This is a genomic window from Mycoplasma leachii PG50, assembly GCF_000183365.1.
In the GTDB taxonomy this organism is placed as follows: domain Bacteria; phylum Bacillota_I; class Bacilli_A; order Mycoplasmatales; family Mycoplasmataceae; genus Mycoplasma; species Mycoplasma leachii.
This window is the reverse complement of record NC_014751.1, coordinates 75,129-90,452: the sequence shown is the minus strand read 5'-3', so window position 1 is coordinate 90,452 and position 15,324 is coordinate 75,129. Positions and strand designations below refer to the sequence as shown.

Genomic DNA, 15,324 nt, shown 5'->3' with positions numbered 1-15,324 from the left:
AAAATTATGAATAATGAAAACAATAATAATGATTTTTTAGATGAAAATCAAAATCATTATCATGGTAAAATTTCTCCTATTGATATTTCAACAGAAGTTAGAAAAGATTTCTTAGAATATGCAATGAGTGTTATTGTAAGTCGTGCGCTACCTGATTTAAAAGATGGATTAAAACCAGTTCATAGACGTATCATTTATGCAATGAATGATTTAGGAATTACTTCAGATAAACCACATAAAAAATCTGCTCGTATAGTCGGAGAAGTAATTGGTAAGTATCACCCACATGGAGATAGTGCTGTTTATGAAACAATGGTAAGAATGGCTCAAGAGTTTTCTTATCGTTATCCTTTAATTGATGGTCATGGTAACTTTGGTTCGATTGATGGAGATGGTGCAGCTGCAATGCGTTATACTGAAGCTAGACTAGCTAAGATATCAAATTATCTAATAAAAGATATTGATATGGATACAGTACCATTTATTGATAATTATGATGCTAGTGAACATGAACCAGCTTATTTAACAGGTTATTTACCAAACCTTTTAGTTAATGGAACTATGGGTATTGCAGTTGGAATGGCAACTTCAATTCCACCACATAATTTAAAAGAAGTAGTTAGTGCTATTAATGCTTATATTGATAATAATGATATTACTATTGATGAGATTTTAGACAATTATATTTTAGGTCCTGATTTTCCAACTGGCGCTTTAATGACTAATGGAACAAAAATGCGCGAAGGTTATAAAACAGGACGAGGTAGTGTTATTATTAGAGCAAAAATTGATTTTGAAGAAAATAAAAAGCACGATAGATTTGTAGTTACTGAAATTCCATATCAAACTAATAAAGCTAAAATTATTGAAAAAATAGCTGAATTAGTTAAAGACAAAACTATTGAAGGTATTTTTGATATTAGAGATGAATCAAATTATGAAGGTATTAGAATCATTATTGAATTAAAAAAAGATGCTAATCCTGATGTTGTTTTATCTAAACTTTATAAATACACTGCTTTACAATCAAGTTTTTCGATTAATTTATTAACTTTAAATAATAATTTACCTGTTTTATTAGACTTAAAAACTATTATTAAAAACTATGTTGAGTTTCAAGTTAATGTTATTATAAAACGTTCTATTTTTGAAAAAAATAAATTAACTAAGCGTTATCATATTTTAGAAGCTTTACATATTGCTTTAGATAATGTTGATGATGTTATTAATATTATTAAAAATTCTAAAACTAGTGATGAAGCTAAAATTCAATTAACTAATAAATATAACTTTGATGAAGAACAAAATAAAGCTATTTTAGATATGCGTTTGCAAAGATTAGTTGGTTTAGAAAGAGACAAAATCACTTTAGAAATGACTAATATTAAAGAGCGCTTGACTTATTTAGATCTTTTGATTAACACAAAAGAAGAACAAGATAATGTTTTAAAAAATCAATTAAATGAAATAGCTGACAAGTTTGGAGATAATAGAAGAACAGAATTAATTGATGAAGAATTGATTAATATTGAAGATGAAGAATTGATTCCTGATCTAAAATGAATGATCTTATTATCTCAAGAAGGTTATATTAGAAGAATTAATCCAGATGAGTTTAGAATCCAAAAACGCGGTGGACGTGGAGTTAGTGTTAATGTAGAGCCAAATGATCCTATTGATATAGCAACAATGGGAAAAGCTAAGGATTGAGTATTATTTTTTACTAATTCAGGAAAGGTTTATAGAACTAAGTTATATAACATCAGAAGTTATTCAAGAACAGCTAGAGGATTACCAATTGTTAACTTTTTAAATGACTTAACTAGTGAAGATAAAATTACAGCTATTTTACCTTTAAGAAACAATAAAGAAAAATTCAATTATTTAACTTTTGTTACTCAAAAGGGAATGATTAAAAGAACTAAAATTTCTGAATTTGAAAACATTAATAGAAATGGTAAAAAAGCAATTAATTTAAGAGAAAACGATCAACTAATTTCAGTATTTGCAACAACTGGACAAGATACTATTTTTATTGCTAATGAGTCTGGAAAAGTAATTAGAATTAAAGAAAGCGTAGTTAATCCACAATCTAGAGTTGGTTCTGGAGTTAGGGCATTAAAATTAGAAGCTAATGATGTTGTGGTTGGAGCAATTAGTTCATTTAAATTAACTCATATTACCACTGTTTCAAATAAAGGTTTATTTAAAAAAACACCAATTGATGATTATAGAATTAGTGGAAGAAATGGTAAAGGTATAAAAGTAATGAATTTAAACCAAAGAACTGGTAAATTCAAAGCTATTATTGATGCTAGAGAAACTGATTTAATCTTAATTATTTCAAGTGATGGAAACTTAATTAAGACTAAAGTTTCAAATATTCCTTCGCTTTCAAGAAATGCTAGTGGAGTTAAAGCAATTAGATTAGCAGATAATCAAGAAATTAATGCAATTACTTTAGAATACCGTAAACATGGCCTTGAAAACGAAGATTTTGAAGAAGATTAGAATAAAAAAACCGAACATCATAAAAGTTCGGTTTTTTAATTTTTATTTTAAAAACTTGTTAAAAAATTATTTATCTTTTTGATTTATCAAATGGTATTCCAACTGCTGCTGGAGCTTTAGAAGTTTTACTAAATAATACCATTGCAACAATAGTTAAAATAAATGGTAAAGTATTAAATAAAATTGATATGCTTTGAATAGTTTTATTTGTTGAAATTGTTCCTATTTGTTGTCCTAAAGCAAATAGTCATGAAAATATAATGGCTCCAATTGTAATAAATAAAATTCTTCATTGTCCAAAAATCATAATAGCAATTCCTAAAAATCCATATCCAAATATATTTCCACTAAATAATCCACCACCACTAACTGTAGTAACAACAAATACTCCTCCTCCAATTCCTGCTAAAAATCCTGATAAAATTACTGCAACATATCGATATTTAGTTACACTAATTCCAGCTGCATCAATAGCATTTGGGTTTTCTCCAACCATTGCATATCTCATTCCTTGTTTTGTATATTTAAAAAAAACAAATAATCCAATCGCAAAAATAATAGCTATTATTGTTCAAATAGGTAACATACTTGCAACTACTTGAGTTTTAGAACCAACTGTTTTAGTTATATTAATTACATTTATTGAAGTATAACCACTAGCAATAACTTGTGATTGCTTTCCAAATCAATTTGATGTTGATAAAAATATTCCAAGACCTATTGTTAAAATATTAATCGCAGTTCCTGAAACAATTTGGTTTGCTTTTAATGTGATTGATGGAAAAGCATGTAATAGTGCAAAAATTGCTGTAATTACTCCCGCTAGTAAAACTATTGGTATTTGAGTATAATTACTCTTTTGATCATTTGTTGTTAAATAAGTTCCTAAAATAGAAACAACCAAAGCTCCAATAATCATCATACCTTCAACAGCAATGTTAACAACTCCTGCTTTTTCACTAACAAGTGATGATAAAGAAGCAAACAATAAAACACCAACTAAAGCAAGTCCTCAAGTTAAAATACTAATATTAAATAAAATTGCCATTTTTACTTAACCTCCTTTAGTACTGATTTTTCTAAATTCATAATCTTTAAATTAGTTTGTTGTTTTAATGTTTTTTCTAAGTTAAATAATTGCTCTAAATCAGTTAGTGTTTCTCTTGGCTGTTGCTTAATTGCTAATAAATATTGTTGTTTATCTTTATCAATAATTTGATTTGCTTTATCAATTCAAGTTTTATAGTTATTAATTAGTTCTTGTTCTTCAACTCTACAATTAGTATAAGAAATTTGCTTTTCTAAAAAGATTATTAATTTAAATGTTTTTAAACTTATTTTTACTTTTTGTCTAATATATTCAGGTGCATCATATTCACTAATAATATTAGAACCAAATATTTCATCTATTTGTGACTTTATTTTTAAAGCCTTTATTAAAGTTTTATCATTAGATTTTATTGCTTGTCTATTTAAGTTTTTATCTATATTAGTCATAACTAATGTCTTTAGATCATTTAATAAAACAATAGCCTTATTAACTTCTAATTTAGAACGATTCATATCAATAAGTTCTAAACGTTTGTGCTTATTAACAAGAGCTTGTTTTTTAGCTTGTATAAAGCGTTGTTTTTCTTCTTTAAGATAAGTTTTATATTGTTCTAAAATAGTTTGTAATTGAACCTTTTCTTTTTTAACATTGCCTTTTTGAGTTTTAAATTTATTTTTTTCTTCTAAAAGCTTAACACTAGTTTGCTTTTTAACTTCTTTAATTTCTTGTTTAATCTTATTAATTTGTTCTAAATGTTTATTATCATATGAATTTTTATTCAATTTCAAATTTTCTTTTTGTAAATTAAACTTAGACTTAATATTTTTAATTTGTTCATTAAGCAATGCAATAGTTTTTAGTTTATTAGCTTTAATTTCAATTACATTATCACGATATTGAAATTCGTGAAATAAAACTCCTATTTGTGCTTCTTTAAAAACTTTAATTTCTTGAATCTTTAACTTATGTTCTTTTTTAATTTGTTTTATATCTGATTGATATTTATTTAAAATATTTTGTTTGACTTGTGTGATTTTATATTTATGATCAGCTAACTTTAAATCTAAATCATAAGATTTTAAAACAAATTTAGTTGTTATTAAATTTAATTGTTCTTTTAAATTAGTTTTTAATCCATTAACACTAAGTCTTGTTTTATCTTCTTTAACAAATGCTTTAATATCAATAATTTTATTTTTAATTAAATCGATTGATTGGTTAATATTTTTTTTAAATTCTAGTTTAATATTTTTTCTACCATTTCAAAACAAGTGAGGTAATTGCATTTGTTTTTTAATTTTATTTTTAACAACATAATTTTTATAACTATCATTTGCTTGTTGTTTATACTCTTTTATAAAAATTAAAAAGATTTTTTTAAATCTTAATATCAAAAGATGTAGATATAATTTTCAAACAATTTCTCTACTTGTAGGTGATGTTAATAAATTAAATTTATTTTTTAACAACTCTCAAGGTTTAAAAACAATAAATATAGAAACAATTGCTGTAAAGTAAATAAGAACTCCTGAAATTAATCCACTTATTTGTGTTGAAATACCATATAGTGAAGAAACAGGGCCTCCTCCGGTTTTGATCACTGCTCATAATCAACCAATTGGAATAATTCCTATAGGGTTATTAAAAGCAACTAGTGAAACTGCAATTGCATCAAATCCAACAGTTGGTAGACTATTAGAAGCAAAAAAGTTATTTGGTGTGACTGTAAATATTAAAATAAATCCTGCAATTCCTGCTATTGCTCCTGATAAAGCTAATGAGCTCATAATTTGAGTTTTAACATTAATTCCAATATATTTAGAACCAGTTATTGATGAACCAATTGCTTTTAACTTAAAACCTAAAGTTGTTTTTGAAAATAACACTCAAACCAAAATCACACAAATTAAAGCTATTAATAAGGGAATAATTACAGTATTTGAACCAATAACCAATTGATCTGATGGAATATTTTTTGATGTAAATGATAAACCACCTGAAAAGTCTTTAAATTTGTTAAAAAATCATTTAAATATATAAAATACTGATCAATTTAATAAAATTGTTGAAACAACTTCATGTATGTTAAATAAAGCTTTTAATATTCCTGCAATAAGTGCTAAAAAACTAGCTGAAATAATACAAGCTATTAGCATTAAAACAATCATTGAAGCATTTATTGTTGTTGTTTTTGGACCTTTTATATAGAAAAATAAAATTGTTGAAACACTTGTAGCTGTTAGTATTTGACCAGGTGCTCCAATATTAAATACCCCTGATTTAAATGCAACAGCCATTGATAATCCTGCAACAATATATACTGCCATTCAGTTTAAACTTATTTGATAAAAGTTTTTATCAAAGTTAATTCCAAACAAAAGAGCAAAGTATGTAAAGGGATTTATTTTTAACAATGAAAGAAAAATACCAGAAACAATAAATCCCATAATAATTGAAAATAAAGAACCCTTTATAAACTTTAATTTGCTTTTTGTTTTATCTGAATTAAATAAATATTTTGTTTTTTTAATTAACATTCAGCATATTCTAGATTGCATTTTCTACCACCACCTCACTATCTTTTTTAACTTTATTATTTTTAATTTGTTCTAAAGTCTGACCTGTCATTAAAGCCCCAATTTCTTCTTTTTTAGCTTTTTTTGCTGGCAATTCACCAATTAATTTCCCATCATTAATAACAACTATTCTATCTGCAAGAGCCATTATCTCGTTTAAATCATAAGAAACTAACAAAATTCCTCTACCTTTTTCTTTTTCTTTTAAAATTTGAGAATGAACATTTTCTATAGCTCCAACATCAAGGCCACGCGTAGGTTGAACAACAATTAACAGATCGTGTTCTCTTTTAATTTCTCTTCCTACAATAGCTTTTTGTTGATTGCCTCCAGAAAGACCTCTAGCTAATACGGTTCCATTTCTTGAACCTCTAATATCAAATTCTTTAATAATTGTTTGTGCATATCTTGAAATTGCTTTTTTATTAATAAATCCAAATTGAGAAAATGGTTTTTTGTCAATTTCTTGACTTACAATATTTTCTTCAACTAAAAAATCCAATAACATTCCATGTTTGTGACGATCTTCAGGAATATGGGCCATACCCATATCATATCTTGTCTTAATACTACTATTAGCAATGTTTATTTTTTTATAAACAACACCGCCTGAAACTGGTTTTACTAGTCCTGTAATTGCTTGGATTAATTCACGTTGTCCATTTCCTTCAACTCCAGCAATAGCTACAATTTCACCAGGTCTTACTTTAACATTAAAAGTTTCTAGTCCATAAACTTTATGATTAGAATCTTTTTTTACTGTTAAATTAATAACATCTAATATTGGTTCTTCAGATAAAACTTTTTTATACTTATTTTTAACTTCTACAAGTTTTCTTCCAACCATTGCTTCTGCTATTTCATTTCCACTAACTTCACTAACTTGTAAATCTGTTATCTTTCTACCTAATCTAATAACTGTAGCAACATTTGCAACTTCTTTGATTTCATCCATTTTATGCGAAATGAAAATAATAGTTTTACCTGCTTTTTGGAGGTTTTTCATTATTTGTAAAAGAGATTGGATTTGTTGTGGTGTTAAAACTGCAGTAGGCTCATCAAAAACTAATATATCTGCTTTTCTATATAAAATTTTTAAAATTTCTACACGTTGTTGTAGTCCAACTGAAATATCTTGAATTTTTGCATCTAAATCAACATACAAACCATATTTGTTCATAATTTCAATTAATTCAGCACGCATTTTTGCTTTATTTAAAAAGATTTTTCCCCTTGTTTGTTCAACACCTAAAATAATATTTTCTAAAACCGTATTTACTTCAACTAATTTAAAATGTTGATGAACCATACCTATTCCTAGTTTATTAGCTTTAATTGGATTTGATATTATTTCTTCTTTTCCATTAACTTTTATAATTCCAGATGTTGGTTGATATAAACCAAATAAAATTGACATTAATGTAGATTTACCAGCTCCATTTTCACCAACTAATGCATGAATATCTCCTTTTTTAACTCTAATAGTAATATCATCATTAGCAACTATAGAACCATTTAAAAATGTTTTAGTAATATTTTGCATTTCAATAGCATAATTAATTTCTTCTTCTTTATTCATAAGTTATGCTCCCAATTCTATTTAGTTGACTTAATTAACATTTGTCAGTAATCTTTTATTCCTGCTATGCCATTAGCACTTAGTGTTAAACTATCTCATTCGTTATCTTGAATGTTTTTTTGTATTGATTCCAGTGCTTTATCTAGAGATGTCTTTGATAAGTATTCTTTAAATGTAATTCCTGATTTTTCTAGAGTTTTTTTAAGATCTTCTTCTATTTTTTTAGCTTTATCTTTTGAATAATCAATTGATTCAACAGATAAGTTAGCTGCATTAGTTAAAGAACCATTAACTTTTTTAATGCTTCACTTTGTATCAGATTTTCTTGAAGATGAAATTGATCAGTCTACTTCTTTTCCAACTAAAGTTTTTCCATCTTGAATTTCATTACTTTTATTTGAAATATATTCTTTATTATCAACAACAGCTTTTTGTAGCGATCTAGCTCTATTTAAAGCATAAACCGAAGCTGAAACAATGTTCTTTTTAGCACTTGTTATAAATCTAATCTCATTACCTTTTTTTGATGAACCAACACTAGTTACTTGATCAGTATCAACACCAATTACATAAGGCTTATGACCTGTAGCTTCTAAAACATCATTAATTTGTGGTCCAGCAACTGGAAAAATTATATCTGCTTGGTTTCTAATTAATGCATCAACTACTCCTGATTTTGTGGCTCCACCAACATCAAAACTTTTTGAAAATCAAGTATTTTCATTAACATCAACTAGTTTATCAATAGTTGCTTTTATCCCTTGATTTGCAAAATAAACAGGTTGTAATTTGTATTTAACTTTTTGACCTTTGTTATCTTCTAATTCAATTTCTTTATTTGCAATTTTACTATTATAAACATGCATTGCTGCAAGAAGTCCTCACATATAGTTATCAACAGCATTTTTACTAGTAATACCACCAAACATACCAATTGATATGTATTTATTACCTGCTACTGATCCCTGTAAAGGCATATCACTAGAACTATTAGAAGCTTGTAGTGCTTCTTTTGAAAACTTACCACTATTTAAACTAGTCATTTTCGGGAGATTTGCTCACATAATAGCATCTCAACCTGCATTAAATCCAGCTAATTCTGAGTTAAATAAAACTGAAATAACATTTTCTCTATCAAATTTAGCATCCAATAAAACAACTGTCTTATTTCCTGCTTTTTTCATTCTTTCAGCAGCATAATCAACAGCTCCTAAATGTCCAAATCCTGCTAGTAGGAATGCATCAGCCTTTTTATATATCGCAGTATTGTATGAAGTTCTAAAAGCATCAATTGTATGATCAGGATTTTCAACATAGTTATTACTTTTATCTTTTGCATATTCATAATCTTGTTCTATAAATGAATGAGTATTATTATCTCATTTAGTTTTTCCACCAATTGAGCTAGCATAATCAAATTTTCTAGCTATATTTTCATCTGTAATATTAAAGTTATTATGAATTTGAGAGCCAAATTTAATTACACCTTCTCAAGAACTTTCATTAAATGTTTTATCATTAATATTTCCTCCATCAGTAACAACAAGTACTCTTTGACCTAGTACACCTTCAGCAAAACTTGCTGCTTTACATGAAATTAATGTTGAAACTGACCCACTAACTCCAATAAAAGTTGTTAAAATTGTTAAAAGTTTTTTCATTTTCAACTCTCCTTTATAATATCTTCATCTATTTTTATGTGAAAATTTTTTTAAAAGTAAAAAGGTTTTTCATTTTTTAATATAAATTGCTAATAATAAAACTAAATTATTTTTTTATGATATCCTTATACCTCCTTTTTTAAAAATTAAAAATCTCAAGCAAAAAACTTGGGATCTTTTTAATCTTTAATTCTATTGAATATAACTTTTTTATTACCTAATTTATTGAATTTAATATTTAAAAATGTTTTTAAAATATCAAAGTTAATATCAACATTTTCTAACCCAGATTGCTCAATCATATCTTTATATGAATCAACTAATATTGGTTTTAGTAAATAAGAAATAATTGCAATATTTCTTTGCAAAGTAATTAAAACAGTTTTTAATTCTTCAATTCTATTCTCTTTTTCTAAATTTCAAGGCGTTTTAACTTCAATATATTTATTACATGCATTAGATAACTCTAAAACCACTTTAATAGCTTCACTAATTTTATATTGATCCATATTAAAAATATAGTTATCAATTGTTTTGATACCTAAATCAATTAGTTCTTGATCATATTTAACATTATTTAAATCAATATATCCATTAAAATATTTACTAATCATATTATGAGTTCTACTTATTAAATTACCTACATTATTAGCTAGATGAGCATTAAATGATTCAATAAATAATTCAAGACTAAAATTACCATCTTTTTCAGTTGGTAGATCATTTGATATATAAAATCTTAAAGCATCAGCTGAATATAATTCAATAATTTTAACTGGATCAATTACATTTCCTAAAGATTTACTCATTTTAGTATTTTTGTTTAAAATCCATCCGTGACCCAGTAAATGTGTGGGTTGTTTTAAATTTAAAGCTTCTAAGATTACTGGTCAATAAATTGAGTGAAATCTAATAATTTCTTTTCCAGCTAATTGTAAAATTTCACAATCATCATTTTGCCAAAACTTTTTAAATAATGAGTCATCTTCTTGAAGATACCCTAAAGCTGTAATATAGTTACTTAAAGCATCTAATCAAACATAAATTATATGTTTTTCATCTTGAGTAATCGGAATTCCTCACTTAAAACTCACTCTAGTTACTGATAAATCTTTTAATCCTGGTTCAACAAAATTTTTTAACATTTCATTTCTTCTATATTCAGGAATTAAAAAGTCTGATTTTAAAATATTTTGCACAAATTCTTGAAACTGACTAACTTTTAAAAAGTAAGTATCTTCATTAACTAGTTGTGGTTTTGTGCTTGAAATTTTACATAATCCATTTTCATCAATTTGTTCATTAGTTAAAAACTCTTCACAACTAACACAATATATTCCTTCATATTGCCCTTTATAGATATATCCTTTTTCTAATAAAATAGTAAAGATCTTTTGAACAGCTTCTTCATGATAATCATCTGTAGTTCTAATAAATTTATCATAATTAATATTTAATTTAGCTCACAAATCTTTAAAAGTTTGTACTTTAGGATTTAGATATTCTAATGGTGTTAGATTGGCTTCTTTTGCTTTGTTTTCAATTTTTTGACCATGTTCATCACTACCTGTTAAAAAGAAAGTTTCATAACCTTGTTCTTTTTTATATCTATTTAAAATATCAGCTAGTGTTGTTGTATAAGCATGACCTAGATGTAAATTACCACTAGGATAATAAATTGGAGTAGTTATATAAAATTTCTTTGACATATTATCCTTTCATAAGTATTATTTTACCAAGAATATCTTTTATATATTTTTATATATTTCAACCTGTTTAAAATATATTGTAAGTAATTAATATTTAAAGTAAGAAAAATTAAGTTTTTTTGATAAATTATGTACTAATTTTAGATATTTTAGCTATGTTGTTATAATATTTTCGAAAAATTTTTTGTAGGTATTATTATTATGAAAAAAGCAACTAAATTATTATTATCTATATTACCAATATCATCAATTAGTTTTTTAAGTATGGTTTCATGTACAACAAGAAATTCAAATAATAACAAGTCTGATAAAAAACCTGAAAAACCAAATGAAAACACTCCAAAAACTCCATCAAAACCAGATGACAAAAAACCTAATAATAACGATAATAATTCAAATAATTCAAATAATAACTCTAATCCGAATAATAAACCTGATTCAACTACTCCAAGTGAAAATAAAGACCCATCTAAACCTGATAAAACTCCAAAAACTCCAGATAGTGATTCAAAACAACCTGAAGAAGATCCTAAAAAACCTGATGATCAACCACAAGGTGACGATTCTAATAATAATCACCCACATAATGATCAACCAGCTGACCAACCTGAGTCTCATAAAGTGGATTTTTCTGATTTAGATAAATTACCTAAGGAAATTTCATTTGATAATTTTGAAATATACAAAAAACAAGACGCAACATCTGCATGATTCGATTTAAAAACTAAAATAAAATGAATATTTGAAAAAGTAATCAATGATAAAAAAATTATTAACAAATATGAGGTTAGTTTTGTAAACGAAAATGATTTAGTTTTCGTAGATGAAAAAGGTGTAATTGATAAAGTAAGTATTAAATTTACAAAAGATAAGCAATCTAAAATGCGCACATTTTCATTTATAGGATTTAAAAAAAGAATAAATCAAGTTAATAAAAATAATAAAGAAAATTATATAAAGCCTAAAAATAAAGTCGATGAAAAATTGTTAGGTTTATATCCTTCACTAGTTGCGTATATGTTAATGTATAGCCAAGATCATAATAATTATAGAGAATTATTGCAATCTGGTAATGTTATTAATTTTGAGGAATTAGAAAATGGTAACAACAATTTATTTTATAGTGATTCTATAAATCTTAATGTAGAAATGAAAGATTTATTATTAGAGTATGACAAAAGTTTAGGTGAACTTTACAATGACAAAATTATAGGTGTTAGATATGATGATATAAACGGAATTTTGGGTATAGAAGTAGAAATAACAAATAGAGATGATGATCCTAAAACAAAAGATGAACCTTATTCATATAAACCTAAAGCATTTATTTTTCAAGGATTTAGAAAAATAGATTTTAACAATAATGATAGAAATGTTTTATCTATAAATTTATTACCATCTAGTTTAAAAAAAATAGTAAGTAAGGGTAATGTTAAAAAGAAGATAGATGAGTTTAAAAAGAGTGGAAAAAAGGAAAATAAAATCTCATTTGAGAAATCAACTGAACCATTTTTTAAACAACAACTATTTAAAAATTTATTAATAGAGGAAGCGATACCCAATAAGTAGACACTTAAAATATCCACTTTATTTTAAATTGATTGTCCAATTTAATGATTTAAATTGGTATCTTTGAGATTTAGAAAAAGTGGATTTTTTGTGCAGTTTCAAAAGTGTTAAAGGGCTTGAAAAAGGTAATTAATTTTTCGATGATACCTTTAATAAAAAACCCGAGAACACAAAACTATAAAAATCTAAAAAGAAAGGATAATATTATGGAATTTCAAGATATTAAAAGTGACTATGTAAAAAGTATTTGAGATTCCTTAAATGATGAATTTAAAGGTAGTGAAGAAAGCGAATTAGCAACAGCTAGAACTTTAACTAGTAATTATTTAATGGAAGCGTATGGTACTGATTTTATAGTTCAAGCAATAGCAATTCCTAGAGAATGTATTGTTCCAGCAGAAACAGGAACTGGAATTTGAATAACTAATATAAAAAATACTGCTAAGATTTTTATTCCTAGCAATTTTGTTTATGACCAAGATAAAACAAAACCTACAGTTTTAATTGCTTTACCATTAAAAGTAAATGGTAAATTTTTCACTACTTTTTATAGAAAAAAAGGAGCTCAACGATCAAGTTATTGTAATTTGATTAGAGCTTATTTTTTCTTGCTTAAGGTTAACATTTTTTACTATATAGCAAAAGGCAAAGAAAGAATGAAACAACAAGCAGAAAAAGCAAAAGAAATTTGAAATAAAACAGAAAATTGAGTTAAAAAACTCTTTAAAAAAGAAAAACCTAAAGATGATGAAAAAGTTGAGCAAATTAAACAATCACTAAACAAACCAGTTGATCAAAATGTTTTTAAATATCAAACTCAACCTGACGAATAAGAAGAACCAGAAATGATATTTAATTCAGAAAAAGAAAAAAACGACTACCATTATTATGAAATTATAGAAAAAATTAAAACATTGGTAAAAAATGATGAACTATTTGGGACAAATGAATTCTTTTTAATAGTAAAACAGAAATTTGATAGTGAAAGAAAAGAAAAAGGATGAGAAATTAAAAATATTAGTGATATTCTTCCTGAACCTTTCAATTCTAAATATTCTTAAAAAGCAAATTAGTTAATTTTTAACAAAAATACAGATATTGTTTAGAACTTAAATTCTAAACCTTTTTTGCGTGGTTTAATTTTGCCTTTACTGTATTTTTTATCAAATTTTCTTTTAAAAATTTACAAAAATGATTGACTTAACTTTATTTAGATTTTTTATAAAATAGTAAAGGTATAGCAAGGTATATACAGTGATATATTCTGATATACAACCGAGTTTTTGTACTTTATAATAAAAATTAATGATGAAGTTTTGTCTATTGTCTAATTAAAGAATAATATAATAAAAGAATAATATAATAAAAGAATAATATAATAAAAGAATAATATAGAACTTCCTTAAAAGAAGTTCTATATTATTATTAAAGAAAGAGAAAAAACATCTTTTTTTTTGTTTTTTTACTCTTATTTTTTAAATAACAAAACTCAAAGGCTCCACTTAAAGGTTATGCCTTTGGTTTTGGTTATATTTGTTTTTTTTGGGGGGCACACCCCCCCCTTTCCCCCTATTTGATAGGAATTCCGCTCATACTTCGCTCGGTATTCTTTTAGTTAGTTTATTTCTACAGGTGAAAATGAATTTAAGTTAGTTTTGATTACAATTATCTTTGTACTTAAATTTAATGTATTTAAAATAAGTAAATATGTAATTCATTTTAATTAATAATTTAACTAATTCTTTATTCAAATTAGTATTGAAAGACAAACTATAGATAAATTAAATAAAAATCGTTGAATAGACAACGATTTTATTATTTCTTGAGGGTTTTACTAAACAATGATTTTTATCGAGATATGAAGCTATTAATAGCCTTTAAACGCATTCTAATAACTTTACATTGTAAACTTAAGTGATTGTGTAGGTTTAGGTGTATCAGTTTCATCATTTTAATTAATAATTTAACTAATAATTTTTTAAATATTGTATATATATAATTTTTATGTTAAAATTAATTTAACATCGGAAAGTTAATTAATTTTTTCAAGTCTTTTAACAGAATTGAAACCATATCAAAAAACGTTATTTTTAGATAATGTTTTTTGTTTTACACAAGCAACCACTTAGGTTGCTTTTTTCATTTTTATCTAAATCCTTACAAATCAAAGTGTTAACAAACACTTTTAAAATGGAAAGGATTTTATGAACCAAATAAATATTGTTGGAAGAGTAGTTAATAATTTGCAATTATGAAGTTCAAAAAATAAAAATCCATTTGTTTTCTTTACAGTTGCTGTTAATGAATATTGAAATTCAGAAAGACAAACCACTTATATTCCTTGCGTTGCATTTAATAATAAAGCAGTGAACATAGTTAAATTTATAAATAAAGGTGATCTTGTTTCTATTGTTGCAAAATTAAATGTTAAAAGGATTGTAGAAGATAATGGAGAGTTTAAAAACATTTTTAATGTTGTAGTTTCAAAAATTGAATTATTATCAAGATCTGCTAAATTATCTTATAAAGATAATCAAGAACAATATGATTTAAATATTGCATCTGACCAAACTTCATTACAAAACAACGAAAACTTTAGTGATCAACAAATAGAAGTTTTTGGTGATGAGATTCCTGATTCAGCAATTTGAGATTAAATCATTCAAGA

The 15,324-nt window shown here is 25.3% G+C and carries 9 protein-coding genes and 1 pseudogene; 5 read left to right on the top strand and 5 right to left on the bottom strand.

Annotated elements, in window-relative coordinates; genetic code table 4:
* Positions 1 to 6 precede the first annotated feature (6 nt).
* Positions 7 to 2,511, top strand: coding sequence for a DNA gyrase subunit A (gene gyrA, locus MSB_RS00395; protein ID WP_013447401.1), 2,505 nt, complete (start codon positions 7 to 9; stop codon positions 2,509 to 2,511).
* Between the two features lie 70 nt (positions 2,512 to 2,581).
* Here the strand turns inward: gyrA and MSB_RS00390 are convergent, their stop codons facing one another.
* The 5 genes from MSB_RS00390 to metG form a co-directional block, all read right to left on the bottom strand.
* A complete protein-coding gene (locus tag MSB_RS00390) occupies positions 2,582 to 3,559 on the bottom strand; it encodes an ABC transporter permease (protein ID WP_013447400.1) in 978 nt (325 codons plus the stop codon).
* 2 nt (positions 3,560 to 3,561) lie between these two features.
* Entirely contained in the window at positions 3,562 to 6,120 is a 2,559-nt protein-coding gene (locus MSB_RS00385; RefSeq protein WP_013447399.1) for an ABC transporter permease subunit, read from the bottom strand.
* Positions 6,110 to 7,717, bottom strand: a complete 1,608-nt coding sequence (locus MSB_RS00380; protein WP_013447398.1) for an ABC transporter ATP-binding protein — start codon at positions 7,715 to 7,717, stop codon at positions 6,110 to 6,112. Before MSB_RS00380 ends, MSB_RS00385 begins: the two co-directional genes overlap by 11 nt.
* Before the next feature lie 17 nt (positions 7,718 to 7,734).
* The gene (locus MSB_RS00375) at positions 7,735 to 9,378 is read right to left on the bottom strand and encodes a BMP family ABC transporter substrate-binding protein (RefSeq protein WP_013447397.1); all 1,644 of its coding nucleotides are present in this window, start codon (positions 9,376 to 9,378) and stop codon (positions 7,735 to 7,737) included.
* A 179-nt stretch (positions 9,379 to 9,557) separates the two neighbouring features.
* On the bottom strand, positions 9,558 to 11,087 hold the full coding sequence (gene metG, locus MSB_RS00370) for a methionine--tRNA ligase (RefSeq protein WP_013447396.1): 1,530 nt from the start codon (positions 11,085 to 11,087) through the stop codon (positions 9,558 to 9,560).
* Between the two features lie 201 nt (positions 11,088 to 11,288).
* Between metG and MSB_RS00365 the strand changes: the two are divergent.
* The 4 genes and pseudogenes from MSB_RS00365 to MSB_RS00350 all read left to right on the top strand — a co-directional run.
* Positions 11,289 to 12,635: pseudogene (locus MSB_RS00365) on the top strand (LppA family lipoprotein); the annotation flags it as partial.
* Between the two features lie 227 nt (positions 12,636 to 12,862).
* Positions 12,863 to 13,489, top strand: coding sequence for a hypothetical protein (locus tag MSB_RS00360; RefSeq protein ID WP_013447394.1), 627 nt, complete (start codon positions 12,863 to 12,865; stop codon positions 13,487 to 13,489).
* Between the two features lie 12 nt (positions 13,490 to 13,501).
* Positions 13,502 to 13,717: a hypothetical protein gene (locus MSB_RS00355; RefSeq protein ID WP_013447393.1), complete on the top strand. Its 216-nt coding sequence runs from the start codon at positions 13,502 to 13,504 to the stop codon at positions 13,715 to 13,717.
* Positions 13,718 to 14,860: 1,143 nt separating this feature from the next.
* Positions 14,861 to 15,313, top strand: a complete 453-nt coding sequence (locus MSB_RS00350; protein ID WP_013447392.1) for a single-stranded DNA-binding protein — start codon at positions 14,861 to 14,863, stop codon at positions 15,311 to 15,313.
* Positions 15,314 to 15,324 lie beyond the last annotated feature (11 nt).